14 protein-coding genes are annotated in these 17,054 nt (G+C 32.6%); 1 reads left to right on the top strand and 13 read right to left on the bottom strand.

The genetic code is table 11. From position 1 onward, the window contains the following. Positions 1-11 precede the first annotated feature (11 nt). Positions 12-1,250 (bottom strand): GTPase HflX, encoded by a 1,239-nt coding sequence (hflX, locus tag CD127_RS11170; RefSeq protein ID WP_167409901.1) that lies wholly within the window; start codon positions 1,248-1,250, stop codon positions 12-14. Positions 1,251-1,359: 109 nt separating this feature from the next. Here hflX and CD127_RS11165 point away from each other — a divergent pair, with 109 nt between their 5' ends. Then, positions 1,360-1,836: a glutathione peroxidase gene (locus CD127_RS11165; protein WP_103298799.1), complete on the top strand. Its 477-nt coding sequence runs from the start codon at positions 1,360-1,362 to the stop codon at positions 1,834-1,836. Positions 1,837-2,028: 192 nt separating this feature from the next. Here CD127_RS11165 and hfq read toward each other — a convergent pair whose 3' ends face one another. The 12 genes from hfq to miaB all read right to left on the bottom strand — a co-directional run bounded on the left by hfq (position 2,029) and on the right by miaB (position 16,959). Beyond that, the gene (gene hfq, locus CD127_RS11160; RefSeq protein ID WP_103328796.1) at positions 2,029-2,271 is read right to left on the bottom strand and encodes an RNA chaperone Hfq; all 243 of its coding nucleotides are present in this window, start codon (positions 2,269-2,271) and stop codon (positions 2,029-2,031) included. Then, complete coding sequence (gene miaA, locus CD127_RS11155; protein WP_103366766.1) at positions 2,225-3,226, bottom strand: tRNA (adenosine(37)-N6)-dimethylallyltransferase MiaA; 1,002 nt, start codon at positions 3,224-3,226, stop codon at positions 2,225-2,227. The genes hfq and miaA overlap by 47 nt, the downstream gene beginning before the upstream one ends. A 2-nt stretch (positions 3,227-3,228) precedes the next feature. Then, on the bottom strand, positions 3,229-4,164 hold the full coding sequence (locus CD127_RS11150) for an alpha/beta hydrolase (RefSeq protein WP_103298802.1): 936 nt from the start codon (positions 4,162-4,164) through the stop codon (positions 3,229-3,231). Positions 4,165-4,355: 191 nt separating this feature from the next. Next, the gene (locus CD127_RS11145; protein ID WP_103298803.1) at positions 4,356-6,029 is read right to left on the bottom strand and encodes a glycerol-3-phosphate dehydrogenase/oxidase; all 1,674 of its coding nucleotides are present in this window, start codon (positions 6,027-6,029) and stop codon (positions 4,356-4,358) included. Between the two features lie 147 nt (positions 6,030-6,176). Next, positions 6,177-7,676, bottom strand: a complete 1,500-nt coding sequence (glpK, locus tag CD127_RS11140) for a glycerol kinase GlpK (protein ID WP_103366765.1) — start codon at positions 7,674-7,676, stop codon at positions 6,177-6,179. A 137-nt stretch (positions 7,677-7,813) separates the two neighbouring features. After that, on the bottom strand, positions 7,814-8,632 hold the full coding sequence (locus CD127_RS11135) for an MIP/aquaporin family protein (RefSeq protein ID WP_103366764.1): 819 nt from the start codon (positions 8,630-8,632) through the stop codon (positions 7,814-7,816). Between the two features lie 380 nt (positions 8,633-9,012). Continuing rightward, positions 9,013-9,546, bottom strand: a complete 534-nt coding sequence (locus tag CD127_RS11130; RefSeq protein WP_103366763.1) for a glycerol-3-phosphate responsive antiterminator — start codon at positions 9,544-9,546, stop codon at positions 9,013-9,015. A gap of 15 nt (positions 9,547-9,561) precedes the next feature. Further along, a complete protein-coding gene (gene mutL / locus CD127_RS11125) occupies positions 9,562-11,598 on the bottom strand; it encodes a DNA mismatch repair endonuclease MutL (protein ID WP_103366762.1) in 2,037 nt (678 codons plus the stop codon). 10 nt (positions 11,599-11,608) lie between these two features. Continuing rightward, positions 11,609-14,266: a DNA mismatch repair protein MutS gene (mutS, locus tag CD127_RS11120; RefSeq protein ID WP_103366761.1), complete on the bottom strand. Its 2,658-nt coding sequence runs from the start codon at positions 14,264-14,266 to the stop codon at positions 11,609-11,611. A gap of 267 nt (positions 14,267-14,533) precedes the next feature. Beyond that, positions 14,534-15,025: an energy coupling factor transporter S component ThiW gene (gene thiW / locus CD127_RS11115; protein WP_103366760.1), complete on the bottom strand. Its 492-nt coding sequence runs from the start codon at positions 15,023-15,025 to the stop codon at positions 14,534-14,536. 19 nt (positions 15,026-15,044) lie between these two features. Continuing rightward, positions 15,045-15,413 (bottom strand): YlbF/YmcA family competence regulator, encoded by a 369-nt coding sequence (locus CD127_RS11110; protein ID WP_103366759.1) that lies wholly within the window; start codon positions 15,411-15,413, stop codon positions 15,045-15,047. 1 nt (position 15,414) lies between these two features. After that, positions 15,415-16,959, bottom strand: coding sequence for a tRNA (N6-isopentenyl adenosine(37)-C2)-methylthiotransferase MiaB (gene miaB, locus CD127_RS11105; protein WP_103299043.1), 1,545 nt, complete (start codon positions 16,957-16,959; stop codon positions 15,415-15,417). Positions 16,960-17,054 lie beyond the last annotated feature (95 nt).

The raw sequence follows: 17,054 nt of genomic DNA, 5'->3' as shown, positions 1-17,054 counted from the left end.
ACTTCCTTTTATTATTTTTTATATCCTTCAATAAGGTATTCTTCTTTTTCAGCATCAAAACCCATTTCTTCTATTAATGTATGCTGTTTTAAGAAGTATAATCTATCGGCATCAGCTGCAGGAACTGTCTCTTTATAATGTATTAATGACGCTTTAATTTGTTGAATCAATAATTGTTTCACTTTAGCTTTGTCATCCTCAGCTCGACTTGAAACAAATACTGAAGGTGCCTCTGCAACGGGTGCATCCTCATCTTGATTACACTGATCTTTTTTATTGAAAATGACTGCTTGTGGGATTTGATCCATGTCTAAATCTTTAACTAATTGATTAACGGTATCAAATTGTGCACGGTGTTCAGGATGACTTGCATCTACAACGTGTAATAATAAATCTGCACCTTTTGCCTCTTCTAATGTTGATTTAAAAGCAGCAATCAGTGTAGTTGGTAATTTTTGAATAAATCCAACTGTATCTGAAATAATTAAATTAAAGCCATCATTAATTTGTATTTGTCTCGTTTTAGGATCTAATGTCGCAAATAATAAATCTTTTTCAAATGTAGTTTCGCCAGCTAGGACATTGAACCATGATGATTTACCAGCATTCGTATAACCAATTAAGGCGATTTGATAAACTTGGTTCTGTTCTCGTTTATTACGGTAACGTTCACGGTGCTCTACCACAGTTTGAAGCTGATGCTTAATTTCATTCATACGTGTTCTAATGTGACGACGGTCCATTTCTAATTTAGTTTCCCCGGGACCTCTTGTACCAATACCGCCACCTAAACGTGATAAGCTTTTTCCGTGACCTTGTAATCGTGGTAAAAGATAATCTAATTGCGCCAACTCAACTTGAAGTTTACCTTCTCTACTACGAGCTCTTAAGGCGAAGATTTCTAGAATTAATTGAGTTCTGTCGATAATTTTTATGCCCAAATTATCATTTAATGTTTTTGACTGTGCAGTAGTTAATTCATCATTCGTTACCACTACATCTATTTCATGAAATTCTATAAAAGCTTTTAATTCATCGATTTTACCTTTACCAACATAATATTTATGATCGATTTGTTCTCTATTTTGCGTAATTTGTCCTTTAACATCTAGTTGGCAAGTTAAAGACAATGCTTTTAATTCTTCCATTGTTGACTCAAAATTAAATTGATTATCGTTTTGAGCATGTACACCGACTAAAACAGCAGTTTCTAATTTTTTCTTTGTTTCATGAATGGTTTGCTGCGCCACGTTATACATCTCCTTCTAAAATGTTTCTCAAATATTCTATCATAGTGTGTTTCTAAAGACTATCTTCTGAAATTATGTTAAATTAAAGCTGATAAGAAAGGGTGATACAATGGAAAATATATATGATTTTGTAGTAAAAAAATCTAGCGGTGAAGATTATAAATTAGCTGATTATAAAGGTCAGGTTATGCTGATTGTAAATACAGCAAGTGAATGTGGTTTCACGCCACAATTTGAAGGATTACAAGCTTTATATGAAAAATATAAAGACCAAGGTTTTGTCGTTTTAGGCTTCCCTTGTAACCAATTTGGTGGACAAGAACCAGGTACTGGTGCCGAAGCGAACCAAAACTGTAAAATTAACTATGGCGTAACTTTCCCTATTCATGAAAAAGTAGACGTTAAAGGAGACAACCAACATCCTTTATTCCGCTACCTAACTGATGCGGCTAAAGGTATGTTGAATGAAAAAATCAAATGGAACTTTACTAAGTTCTTAGTAGATCGCGATGGCCATGTAGTAAGCCGCTTCTCACCACAGAAAAAACCCGCTCAAATTGAAAAAGATATCGAAAAATTATTATAAAACAATAAGAAAGCTTCGTATTAGAAGACATTTAATTTTAAATGCCCCTCTAACACGAAGCTTTTTCTTATTACAAACAATTCCTCTATTTGTTCAAAAGTGCTAAAATTGATGAGTTTTTAGCAAGCTCAAGTCTTATTAGACCGTTTTCTACGCTCTATAAAACTTTTAACTTGGCACTTTGATTACAACTTATTCTTCACTTGCAACTGTTGCTTCAGCTTCTGTAGCTTCATCGTCAACAGTGAAAGTGCTGATCGCATGTTTGTAAATCAGATGGTGTTTGCCTTGAGATACTAAGCTGATAACGTATTTATCGAAGTCTTCGATAACACCTTTCATTTGAAATCCGTTTAAGAAAAAGACTGTGATTTCAGTTTTCTCTGCTTTAAAGTTCTCTAGTGCTTGATCTTGGATGTTGTGGTTTGCAATCATGTTTAGAACTCCTTTTATTTATTTGGGTTGTAATCTCATCTAACATCATTTGAAGTGTCATTGTCTCTCTATCAAACCATTGAACATTTAACTTATTTTTGAACCAAGTCAATTGTCGCTTAGCATATTGTCTAGAATGTTGTTTCAACGTTTCAACGGCAGGTGCTAAATCCATTTGCCCTTTGACTACAGGAACAAGTTCTTTGTAACCAATTGCTTGCATACTTTGAGTAGATTCAAAACCTTGTTCAACGAGTTGTTTCACTTCATTAAATAATCCGTGGCCCAACATAATATCAACACGTTTATTTATTCTTGAATATAATGTTTTGCGCGACATTTCAATCCCTATTAATAATGTATCATAATTTTCTGTAAATTGTTGCACTTTCTTGCGAGAACTTAAAAGTTTTTTCGTTTTTAAGTAGTATTCTATCGCTCTATTTACTCTTTTTCGATTATTAGGATGAATATCTTTTGCGGATTCAACATCAAACGACGCTAAGTATTGATGTAAGGCTTGATTATCCAGTTGTTCTAATTCGCTCATTTTTGCACTTGCTTGTGCCTCCGCTTCTGGAGATACACTTTTTTCATCATCAAATGGATAGTCATAAATTAATGATTGTATATAAAGTCCTGTACCCCCAGCAATGATGGGTGTTTTACCTCTAGCAGTAATTTCATCAATTAATATTTCTGCTCTTTTTTTAAAATCATAAACAGAAAAAGTATCATCTGGATTTAATATATCTATCATATGATGAGGTATGCCATCCATTTCTTCTTGAGTCACTTTAGCGGTTCCAATATCCATTTGTCGATAGACTTGCATAGAATCTCCACTAATAATTTCTCCATTGATGCGTTTAGCTAATTCGATGCTTAATTCAGTTTTACCTGAAGCGGTTGGTCCCACTATAACCACTAAAAAGGGTTTAGTTGAATCACTCAAAATTATCCCTCACTTTGACTCTTATTTAATATTTGTTTTTGAATCCAATCAAACATATGATTCCAAATCATTTGTTCATCTTCCTCAAATAAAATCTCATGACGTCTATGGGCATATAATTGTACTGTAATATGCTTGATTCCAGCAGTTTTAAATTTTCTTCCTAAGCTTCTTACGCCCTTTCCATAATCTCCAAACGGGTCTTCTTTACCTGAAATAAGTAGTATTGGTAACTGTGGATTCATCTTTTTCAATTGACCGTAATTAGCTGTTTTCATCATATTTTTAACCGTTTGATAGATGAGCTGATTTGAAACTAAGAAACCGGTATATTCGTCTTTAACAAATTTATCTACTTCATCACGTTTAGATGATAACCAATCACTTTGAGTTTCAGGTTGATCAATTTTTTTATTAAATGACTTATATACTAATTGATTTACCCATTTCAAACGACTACGTTTGCCACCAAATAGTGTAATCAATTTTAGTCCAATCACTGCTGGTATCCCTTTCCATTTAGGATACAGTCCAGTTCCTGTTAATATTAGCCCTTGTGCTATATCAGGATACTTTTCAACGAATAAACGCGCAATAATTGACCCCATTGAGTGACCTAAAACAATATAAGGTACGTCTTTTTTATCGCTATGTAATGTTTGAGCTATTTCATACGCATCTTGCACCACTATATTCATGTCATCAAAGTGACCGCGTTCATCCTCATTAATGTCCTTGCCATGACCTCTATGATTATGTCTAATAACATCGTATCCCTGTTGAGTTAAAGATTGAACGAGTGCCTCATAGCGATCCATATGCTCAGCCATCCCGTGAAAAATATGAACGACACCAAAGGTAGCTATCTTTGCTTTATCCACTTTAACTTCTAATGTTGTACCATCTTCAACGGTAATTTTATAAGAATTTTGACCCACGCATATGCCTCCCATCGAAAAACAAATCTTTTATAATTTATAATTATGTAGTATTCCTTTTAATATACCTTTACTTTCTAATGTTATCAAATTGAATGTCACTTTTTAATAGTGAGTAAACGAATTTTTGAAAATCAACACATTAGTTTTTTATTGCATAAGAAAATACTAATGTGTTGATTAATCAATCATTATTTTTTTACAGCTAATTGTTCATTACCATGTGTCGCTTCTTCAATAGCTACGTTAACTTCTTTAGTATATTCATTAACTTGTCCTTGAGTGTAATTTAACAAGTTACTTAATTCTTCAATAACTGCATCTTTATATTGTTTTACCTCATTAATGTTGAAGTATAATTTACCAGTTCTACGTACTAAGAAGTCAGTTGGTTTATAAACCATTTCGTTTTGGACACTATATACTAATTGTACATATAATTCTAATGGTAATTTAAGATCTTTATCTTTTGCAATTTGAGCAATGTTGTATAATTTATCGATATTTGAACCATATTTAGAAGCTAAACGTCGTGCAACGTCTTCTTTCAAGCCAATTGCTTTACCTTCTTCAACTTTACGTTCAACGTATTTTTCAAAGTTTTTACTGCCACCAACATCACCACCAGAAATTGGAGTGTTTTTAGTAGCACATTCGCCAAATTTCAAGCCGTGTTCTTGTTTTAAGCGTTTAGCTAATAAATCAACAATTTCTAATGCCATATGACGGTAACCTGTTAATTTACCACCAGCAATTGTTAATAGTCCTGATTTACCTTCCCAGATTTCATCTTTACGTGAAATTTCTGAAGGGTCTTTACCATCTTCTAAAATAAGTGGTCTTACCCCAGCCCATGTAGATTCAATGTCTTCGTCTTTGACATTTACATCTGGGAACATGTAGTTAATCGCATCGATTAGATAATCTCTATCTTCTTGCGTTGTTAATGGTTTCGCTTTATCGTTATCGTAGAAAGTATCTGTAGTACCTACATAAGCTTTACCTTCACGTGGGATAGCAAAGATCATACGGCCATCTTTTTCAGTATCAAAGTAAACCGCTTGACCTAATGGGAATTTAGATTGGTCGATAACTACGTGTACACCTTTAGTTAAACGTAATTGTTTATTATTACGTGTGTAGTCTTTTCTTCTCACTTCATCTACCCATGGTCCTGAAGCATTAATGACTTTCTTAGCTTTAATTTGATAGATGTCGCCAGTTAATTGGTCTTGAACTTCAATACCATTTACTTTTGATTTTGAGTCATATAAGAAATTAGTAGATTTAGTGTGGTTAATGATTTCTGCACCGTTTTCTTCAGCACGTTTCATTACTTCGATTGTTAAACGCGCATCATCTGTACGGTATTCAACATAATAACCGCCACCTTTTAGACCATCTTTTTTAACTAATGGTTCTTTATCTAATGTTTGTTTTTTAGTTAACATTTTTTTTCGTTCATATTTTTTAACGCGAGCTAAACGGTCATACATCATTAAACCTAAATTTGTTGTAAATTTACCGAATGTACCACCTTTATGCATTGGTAATAACATCCATTCAGGTGTAGTTACGTGTGGACCATTTTCATAAACGATTGCACGTTCTCTACCTGTTTCAGCTACAACTTTAATTTGCGCTTGTTTCAAGTAACGTAAACCACCGTGAACAAGTTTAGTTGAGCGTGAGCTAGTACCTTGAGCAAAGTCTTGCATTTCTACTAAAGCAACTTTCATACCACGTTGGCTAGCATCTAATGCAATACCTGCACCAGTAATACCGCCACCAATAATAACTACGTCATATTCTGTATCTTGTAAATTCTTTTTAATTACTTCTCTATTTAAAGTAGACAAAGCCATAATTTATACCCCTCCAACTTTTAATAAAAAATGAGAGACCTATCCATACAGAAGCATACTGCATGAAACAGGTCTCTCAAATCTCGATTAATGTATTAACTTAAGTTTATAATAACACACATTTCAAAACTAAGCCATTAATAGTGATTAATCTTCTAATTTAAAGACCTGAGTTGCTTCTACTGCTTTCTTCCAACCTTTATATAACTTAGTTCTTTGTTCTTCAGACATTTGTGGTTTAAATTCAGTTTCTAATTGCCATCTGTTTTCAATTTCATCTTTACTGTCCCAGAAACCTACTGCTAAACCTGCTAAATAAGCAGCACCTAAAGCTGTCGTTTCTTGAATTTCAGGACGCTCTACGGCAACATTGACGATATCCGCTTGGAATTGCATGATGAAATTATTTTTAACAGCGCCACCATCGACACGTAAAGTCTGTACTTCAATATCAGAGTCTTTAGACATTGCTTCCATTACATCACGTGTTTGATAGCATAGTGATTCAAGTGTCGCACGAATGAAATGTTCTTTTTCAGTACCACGGCTTAAGCCAAATACTGCACCTCTTGCTTCTGAGTCCCAATATGGTGTACCTAGACCTACAAAGGCAGGTACTACATATACATTATCCGTTGAATCTACGCGTGTAGCATAGTTTTCTGATTGTGGTGCTGAGTTAATGATTCTTAAACCATCACGTAACCATTGAATCGCTGAACCTGAGACAAAGATTGAACCTTCTAATGCATAGTTCACTTTACCATCAAGACCATATGCGATTGTTGTTAATAAGCCACTTTCAGATTTAACAGGTTTCTCTCCAGTATTCATTAACATGAAACCGCCAGTACCATACGTATTTTTTACATCTCCACGTTCGAAACAAGCTTGACCGAATAATGCTGCTTGTTGGTCTCCAGCAATACCAGCAATTGGAACTTTTTGGCCAAAGAAGTGATAATCTTTAGTATGTGCGTAAACTTCACTTGATTCTTTAACTTCTGGTAATAAGTTTTTAGGCACATCTAATAATTCTAATAGTTCGTCGTCCCATTTTAAATCATAAATATTGTACATTAAGGTACGGCTTGCGTTCGTATAATCAGTAATATGCGCTTCTCCACCAGATAATTTCCAAACTAACCAAGTATCGATAGTACCAAATAATAAATCGCCGTTTTCAGCTTTTTCTCTAGCACCATCTACATTATCTAAGATCCATTTTACTTTCGTACCTGCGAAATATGGATCTAGTAATAAACCTGTTTTGTTACGGAATGTTTCTTCATGACCTTGGTCTTTTAATTCTTGGCAAATTGACTGAGTTTGACGAGATTGCCATACAATAGCGTGATAGATTGGGCGTCCAGTATTTTTATCCCAGATGACTGTCGTTTCACGTTGGTTAGTAATACCGATACCTTCAATCTGTTCAGCATTCACTTCGTTTTCATTAAGTACTTCTGCCATAACTGCTAATACTGATGTCCAAATTTCATTAGCATCGTGTTCTACCCAACCAGATTTAGGGAAGTATTGTTTAAATTCACGTTGAGCGACACCTTTAATATCCCCATCTTTATCGAATAAAATCGCTCTAGAGCTTGTTGTTCCTTGGTCGATTGACATGATGTATTTTTCCATAAATATTCTCCCTTTCTAATCTATAAATGAAAAAGTGCTATTATGTAGCTTGTGTGTTTTGTTATTAAGGAAGTGTACTATCTTTATTACACTTTTCCTAAAAATTTAATCATAAAAAAGCTATATTTAATTTAAATTTAATAAATTGATTCAATATCATTTGATTTATTAGATTTATTAAGTGCAACTCCTAATAATAAAGTAGCAATGACAACAATGATAGCAACTATACAAGAGATATCGAAATGACCTTGATAGCATACTTTGTAAATTGTTGCGCCAAGCATACCACCAGCAATTGGACCTAAAACAGGAACAATCGCGTAACCCCAATTTGAACTTCCTTTTCCAGCAATAGGTAAAATGGCATGTGCAATTCTAGGACCTAAGTCACGGGCTGGGTTAATCGCATATCCTGTTGGACCACCTAAACTTAAACCAATCGCTACGATTAAAGCACCAACGATTAATGGATTCATACCGTCAGCGATTTTATTAATACCAATGTACATAATCGCTAAACAAAGAATAGCTGTACCAATGATTTCACTTAAAAAGTTTGCGAAATAGTTCTTGATTGCAGGTGCTGTAGAAAATACGCCAAGTTTAGCGCCTTGATCTTCTGTTGCTTTCCAGTGAGGTAAGTACATTAACCAAACTAACGCCCCACCAAAGATACCACCAAGTATTTGGCAAATGATGTAACCAGGAACTTGAGCCCAATTAAAACTACCGTCCATCGCAAGTGCAATCGTTAACGCAGGATTTAAATGCGCTTCTGAAAATTTCCCAACTGCATAAGCACCCATCGTTACTGCTAATCCCCAACCAGCTGCGATAACTATCCAGTCAGAATCTTGTCCGGCACTACGTTTTAAATTTACGTTTGCACAAACGCCGCCACCGAATAATATCAAAATAGCAGTACCTAAAAACTCTGCTAAATATACATTCATGTATATACCTCCTATGAAGACAAAAAGATTCCTACAAAGGCACTAGATATATGCATTGCAGAAATCTCTTCGTCTCTTAATCTAATATTAACTTGGTTAAATCATACATAATGGGTGTAAGCGTTGTCAATACTTTTGTAAAAAAATTGTCACAAATAATAGAGTAATTTTAAAATTGTAGAATATATTTTTGTGAAAATATATTAAATTTAAGTGTTTATATATTTTTAATCAATTAGTGTTTAATGCAATAATTTGAGTTTGTAGCACTAAAAAACGCTTATTATCACTTTATTAAAATTAGCATGATAATAAGCACTTAATTATATAAATACGCTACAAAATAATTTAATTGTAACTAAAGATTAAATGCTTCCCCACTACCATAGTGCGCGATTGCTAGTCGTGACATAGCTGGCACCACTATCGATTGCTTCTTGAACTTCTCTATCTTCATCAATTAAGCCACCCGCTATCACCTTCGTAGCAGTTTCTTCGCCCACAATTTTAACGATCTTATGAGCGACGCCAGGTAACACTTCAACGAAATCAGGTTGTACTTTTTTGATGAGTTGAATACTTCTATTTAAAGCCTGACTATCAATAATAAACACTCTGAATATCGTTAATATATTGAGCGATTTAGCTTTTTGAATCACTTTAGTTTTAGTTGAAACGATACCTTTAGGTTTATAAGTTTGGATAATGTACTCACATGCAAATTCGTCATGAGCCATACCTTTAATTAAGTCGATATGAATATACGCCTCTATGCCATGTTTTTTAAGTAAATCCATTACACTTTTTAAATGTCCGATATGCATATCTAATAACACACAAACTTTATAATCTGTCTTAGTGAGTTTCTCTAAATCTTTCATCGTACGAATTGCTGGTAACACGGTCTTTTTCATTTAGCGTATCCCTTTCTACATTACTCGTTTAAATAATTTTTCTAATTCATAATTTGAGAAATTGATAATGATAGGTCTACCATGAGGACATGTGAATGGATCTTCTGCTTCACGTAATTGATCTATTAAATCAGCCATTTCATTATTTTTTAAATAATGATTCGCTTTTATAGATTTTTTACAACTCATCATAATCGCAGCATCTTCTCGCATTTTTTTAATATCTATTTTTTTATGATTTAGCACCAATTCTATCATATCTTTAATAATTTCTTCCGCTTCTACTTTAGGGAACCATACGGGATAACTATTTACAATATAATCATGACCGCCAAAGTGTTCTAAATGCACGCCTACTTTATCTAATTCTTCTTGATATTGGTCAATAATCATTTGTTCATCTTTTGAAAAGTGGAACGTCAATGGAATTAATAAATCTTGAACTTCATTACTCACTTCTCCGATTTTTTCTCTAAAATATTCGTACTTAATACGTTCTTGTGCGGCATGTTGGTCAATCATAAACATGCCATTTTCATTTTGAGCAATTATATAAGTACCATGTACTTGCCCTACCACTTCCATATAAGGCACACGACGAGATGGCGTTTTACTCACTGAACCTTTAATATCATTTTCTTCATTATCATTACCTAATGTTTGTTGCGTCTCAATATTTAGGTCATCACTTTGATTGGATACACTATCTTCTGAATTTGTAAGCCCATTCTCTTCATCCAACGAACCCTTTGCTCTATCCAAACTATTTAAAATATCTTTTTGAATTTGGAAGTAATCTACCTCTTCTGAACGTTTATTATTATGACTCTCAAAATTAGCAGTCTCTTCATTAGTCACAGATTCATTTACGTTTGTGTAATCATCGGAGTAATTTAAGTCATTGAAATTGTTAGTATCCCAGTTATTAGTAGCATTATTGTTATTTTGTTTTAATGCTTCTTCTTTATCTCTTTGTTTTTTCTCAAAGTCTAATTTCTGTTGTTCAAAGGTATGAAGTACTTTATTTTTCTTAGGTGTTTTATCTAAATCATTTTGAGGGATCAGAATTCTATCTTTAAAAGCACTGCGAATCTTTTCAACAATCAAATTATATAATTGTTCTTCTTTAGAAAGTCTAACTTCGAGTTTAGTAGGATGCACGTTAACATCTACAAGAATTGGATCCATTTCAATATTGATGTAACAAATTGGATATCTGCCTATAGTAAGCAACGTATGATAACCCTCTACTATAGCTTTATTAAGTACGAAGTTTTTGATATATCTACCATTAATGAAAATAGAAATATAGTGTTTATTACTTCTAGAGTGTTCTGGTTTAGCTACAAATCCTTCTAAATGATAATCACTAGTATCTCCTGAAATATGAACTAAATCTTTAGCCACTTTAATACCATATATTTCTGCCATTACTTCATTTGTTTTACCTGAACCATTTGTTTTAAGTAATACTTTTCCATCAGAAATAAGAGATATACGAATATCTGGATGACTCATAGCCATACGGTTCACAATATCTGTTATTTTACCTAATTCTGTATATAAACTTTTAATATATTTCAAGCGAGCTGGCGTATTATAAAATAATGATTCTACTTTAATATCTGTACCTTTTTTCGCTTTAGCCGGTTTTTGATGAACAATTTTACCATTTTCCGCATATATTTCATGGCCATTTTCATTATCGGTACAAGTTTTCAAAGTCACTTTAGCTACAGAAGAAATACTTGCTAGGGCTTCTCCTCGAAAGCCTAAAGTTCTAATATGAAATAAATCGTCATCAGTATCTAACTTACTTGTAGCATGTCTATGAAATACTAATTGTAAATCGTCTTGTTCTATGCCAGTTCCATTATCTACTACACGAATAGAAGATATTCCTGATTGTTCAACTTCAATATTAATTTCTGTTGATTGTGCATCAATGGCATTTTCAAGCAATTCTTTAACAACTGAGCTCGGTCTCTCAACTACTTCTCCGGCAGCTATTTTATTAGCTAGAGAGGTTTGCAATTCTTTAATTTTACCCATAATAGCACCTCTATCTTAACTGATTTTGTAATTCACTTAATTTTAATAATGCATCAATAGGTGTCATATTTGATATATTAAGATTTTTAATTTGTTCCTCAATTTCACTAGTTTCTTTGTTAGATTCAAATAAGTCAAAACTAGCTTGTTCGAACTGATTATCGTTTTTAGTATTAGATGATTTCTCTGTTTCAATTGATGATTCAAATTCATTTCTTTCATTTGTATTAGTGGCTTGCTCTTCTGCTACAAATGAGTTGTCTATGTCTGGTTCACTTAAGAATGTTGAGTTAATTTGCGTTTCATCTTTTTGTTCAAAATTATTTAAAATTACTTGAGCACGGTTGATTACTGAATCAGGTAAATTAGCTAACTTAGCTACTTGAATACCATAGCTGTCATCTACTGCACCATCTTTCACTTTATGCAAGAAGATTAGTTCTCCTTGGTACTCTTCAGCAGCAACATGCACATTTTTTAAGCTCGGCAGTTCTTGTTCTAACGTAGTTAATTCGTGATAGTGCGTTGAGAATAATGTTTTAGCATGAGATGTTTGTGCCACATATTCTATCATTGCTTGTGCCAATGCTAATCCATCATATGTTGAAGTTCCTCGACCAATTTCATCAAAGATAATTAAACTATTTTCAGTGGCATAAGTTAATGCTTTTTGAGCTTCTAACATTTCTACCATAAACGTACTTTTACCTGAAACTAAATCATCGGCAGCACCTATTCTAGTAAAGATTTGATCGAAAATAGGTAACACAGCTGCATCGCAAGGAACATATGCCCCCATTTGCGCCATAATACTGATGATGGCTACTTGTCGCATGTAAGTCGACTTACCAGACATATTTGGCCCTGTTATTAAATAAATGAAATTATCTTTATCTAACTGACAGTCATTTGGAACATAGTCATTATAATCCATTACGCGTTCAACGACTGGATGACGAGAATTTTCAAGTTTTAATGTTTTATCTTCACTAAATTCAGGTTTAACATAATTATATTTTTGTGCAATTTCAGCAAAGCTTTGTAAGCAATCGAGTTCCGAAATAATTTTAGCTTGTCGTTGTAAGCGTTCAGTATACGTTTTAATATGTTCTCTTAATCTAACAAATAATTGGTATTCTAACTCAATTGCTTTATCTTCTGCACCTAAAATAATATCTTCTTTTTCTTTAAGTTCATCAGTAATAAAACGTTCAGCGTTAGACAATGTTTGTTTACGATGATAGCCAAATTCTGATGGCTCAAAGCCTTGCAAATTAGCGCGCGTAATTTCTATAAAATAACCAAACACTTTATTGAAACTAATTTTTAATGATTTAATACCTGTACGCTCACGCTCTTTAGCTTGAAGTTGTGCTAACCAATCTTTACCATTTTTAGATGCTTCAAGATATTCGTCTAATTGTTTACTAAAACCTTGTTTAAAAATCCCACCATCTTTAACGGAAATCGGTGGTTCTTCAATTAAACTATCTTCAAGTACTTTTAATAAATCTTCTAAAGGTTCTAGCGCACTGAATTGTTCAGATGTTGTGCTATCCATTTCTTCAAGTAATGATTTAATATTAGGAATTTCAGAAATAGAATGTTTAAGTTGAATCAAATCACGTGCGTTTACGTTGCCATAGCTAACACGTCCTACTAATCTCTCGATATCATAAACTTGGTTTAAATAACCTCTTAGTGTATCTCTCTCAATAAAATTGTTAATAAATGATTCTACGATATTTAAACGTTCTTCAATTTTATCTTTATGAATTAAAGGTCTATCAATCCATTGTTTCAATCGACGGGCGCCCATTGGTGTTTTAGTTTCATCCATTAACCATAATAGTGTTCCCTTTTTCGATTTAAGTCTAATACTCTCTGTTAATTCTAAATTTCTTTTAGCATAGTAATCCATTTTCATAAAATCAATTGCTGTATATGAAATAACTTCTTCAATGTGAGATAAATCTCTTTTTTGAGTATGATGAATATAATCTAAAAGTAATTGAGTTGCTAAATGCATATGTTGATTATCTAATTGATTAACATTATAGTTAGCATCAGAAATATCATTTCTAACTGTTATTGTTTCAGTCGTTAAACTAATTTGTTTTTTTAATTCCTCATCTATTTCATGATTGACTACAATTTCATTAGGATTGATGGTAATAATTTCATTTATCAATGTACCTTCATCATCGAAGTGTGTTGCTTTAAGTTCTCCTGTAGAGATATCACAATAACTTAAGGCATACGTATTGTCTTGTAAAATAAAACTAAGAATATAGTTGTTTTGATTTTCATCCATGCCACCTTGTTCCATTACGGTACCAGGCGTTACTATGCGAACTACTTCTCTTTTTACCATACCTTTAGTTTGTTTCGGATCTTCCATTTGTTCACATATCGCTACTTTGTATCCATTACTGATTAACGTTTCGATATAACTATTAGCAGAATGATATGGCACGCCACACATTGGAATAGGATTAGCTTTTTTAGCATCTCTTTTAGTCAAAGTGATCTCTAAAACTCTTGAAGCTTCTTTAGCATCTTCATAAAACATTTCATAAAAATCGCCTAATCTAAAGAATAGTAAGCAGTCTTGATATTGAGATTTAATTTTTAAATATTGTTGCATCATTGGAGTCGTATTCGACATATTTTCACAACCTAACTAAAGTATTTCTAATTTTTATACGTACTTTTAACTTGTATATTTTAACATAACTCATTACTACACGCTCGTTCTCATTACTAATAAGAATTTTAGAGTTTGCTTCTTTTTTAAAAATTTATTTCGTTTAGTAATCTATTTGCGGATAAAAAAATTACCATTTCAAAATATAAGATACAAGAAATTGTGATATCTAATAACTTCATTTGAAATGATAATTTTTTAAATAGACCAGTTAAAAATCTATGAAAATTATTTTTTAAATTTATCGAGTAAGCCTCGTTTTTTCAACATTATAAGTAAGAAATAGCTAATGATTGCACCTATGAAACTTGAGACAATAAAAGCGAGCATTAATGGTTTAACGAAAAAGTTTTGCATACCTAACATCCATGCTACAGGAATACACATTAAACTTCCGATGATACCTGTGCCTATAACTTCACCTACTGCAGCCATAAATATATGCTTTCTATACATATAGAAAAGGCTTGCTAATAATACACCAATCATACTTCCAGGAAAGGCGAAGAAACTACCTGTTCCAAAAAGAATTCTAATTATTGATGAAATTAAAGCTTGTGCTAGACCATACCATGGTCCAACAAGCACAGCACATAGAACATTAATAAAATGTTGAACTGGTGCTGCTTTAATTGGTCCTAAAGGGATAACAATGATACTACTTAACACCACATTGATGGCTATTAGTAATGCAGTAAGGGTAAGTTTTCGAGTGTTCATAGTATAGTTCCTTTCTCATTTATAAATCATTATGTTCTTTTTTATTGTAATCGTTTAATCTTTTTTCCATTGTGCTAATCATCATTTGTAAAAAGTCATTAGCTTCATATTGTGCAGAGCGAAATTCTTCAACAATCGGTAATTTATTGATTTCATTTTCCAAATTATGAATTTCACCTTCTGATTGTTCATAAGCATAGGTTTTACCATAGTTTTGAAAATTGACAGATTGTTTCTGTTGTTTTTTTAACTGATTCATTTTAGTTTTAATCGTTGCGTTTTCATGAATCTGCTGTTCGATATTTTGATAATTTTTAATGATATCTAAATCACTGATTTTATCTGAAAGTTGCTCTGCTTGTTTTAATATTTCTTCTTTACTATACATTTTAGTTTGTCACCAATAAATTATCATTGAAACGTACGAAAGTACCATTTAATGAATATTGTTTAGCTTCTTCGATTTTCACGTCTACTAATTGTCCAATTGCTTCTTTAGGACCTTTAAAATTAACTAATTTATTTTTTTCAGTATATCCTGCTAAAACAGTATCATCTTTTTTACTAGTACCTTCACATAATACTGTTACGACTTGACCGTCATACTGTTTCATTGCTTCTTCTGAATATTGTCCTACTTTTTTATTTAAACGTTGTAGGCGATCTTTTTTAACTTCATTAGGCACGTTATCTTTCATTTTAGCAGCAGGTGTTCCATCTCTTTGTGAGTATAAATAAGTGTATGCATGTTCGAATTTCACTTCATCGTATAATGATAAAGTTTCTTCAAATTGCTCTTCTGTTTCATTTGGGTAACCTACAATGATATCTGTAGTTAATGCAACATTTGGAATAGCTTGTTTAATTCTTGAAACTAAATCTAAATAACTTTCACGTGTATATTTACGTCCCATAATTTTTAAAACAGCATTATTACCTGATTGTACTGGTAAGTGAATATGAGGAACGATATTTCCACCTTTAGCAATAACTTCAATCATACGATCAGTAAAGTCCCAAGGGTGACTCGTAGTAAAGCGTACACGTGGAATATCTATTTTAGAAATATCTTCTAATAAATCTCCTAAACCATAGTTCAGTTCTTTTATATCTTTACCATAAGAGTTAACATTTTGTCCTAACAATGTAATTTCTTTATAGCCGTCACGCGCTAAACCACGTACTTCATCAATAATATCTTCAGGACGACGACTTCGTTCTTTACCTCTAGTAAATGGAACAATGCAGTATGTACAGAATTTATCACAGCCGTACATGATATTTACCCATGCTTTTGTACTACCTTCACGTACTTTAGGGAGATTTTCAATGACATCTCCTTCTTTAGACCATACTTCGACAACCATTGCTTTTGATAAATATGCTTCTTCAAGAATTTCAGGTAATTTATGGATATTATGTGTTCCAAAAATCATATCTACGTTTTGATAAGATTTTAAAATTTTATTTACTACTGATTCTTCTTGAGACATACATCCACATACACCAATTAAAGCTTCTGGTCTATTCTTTTTAAGATGTTTTAAATTCCCAATTTCACTAAATACTTTATTTTCTGCATTTTCACGAATTGCGCAAGTGTTAATCAGAATAACATCCGCTTCATTAATATCATCTGTCGCAGTATAATCTAATGCCTGTAGAATTCCTGCCATTACTTCAGTATCATGAGCATTCATTTGACAACCATATGTTTTAATTAGGAATGTTCGTCCTTTTCCCATTCCTTTATATTTCTCTTCTATATGAAAGTCGCGATTATAATTGATATCCTGTTTCCCACGTTTACGCGCTTCTTTAAGACTAGGTGGCTGATAAACTTGTTCAAAATATTTACTATAATCTTTTTCAGCTTTTTTATTACGTTCATCTAATATATTTATCGTACCAGCTTTTCTTTGTTCTTCGTTCACTTTAAAATATCCTTTCTATATGCCCTAATATCATTAGTACATTATATTAAAATTAATCATAAAGTGCAAAAAGAGTTCAAAAGAATTCATAAAAT

This window comes from Staphylococcus petrasii, from assembly GCF_002902565.1.
In the GTDB taxonomy this organism is placed as follows: domain Bacteria; phylum Bacillota; class Bacilli; order Staphylococcales; family Staphylococcaceae; genus Staphylococcus; species Staphylococcus petrasii.
The sequence above is the reverse complement of the archived record's forward strand: the minus strand, read 5'-3'. Positions and strand labels throughout refer to the sequence as shown.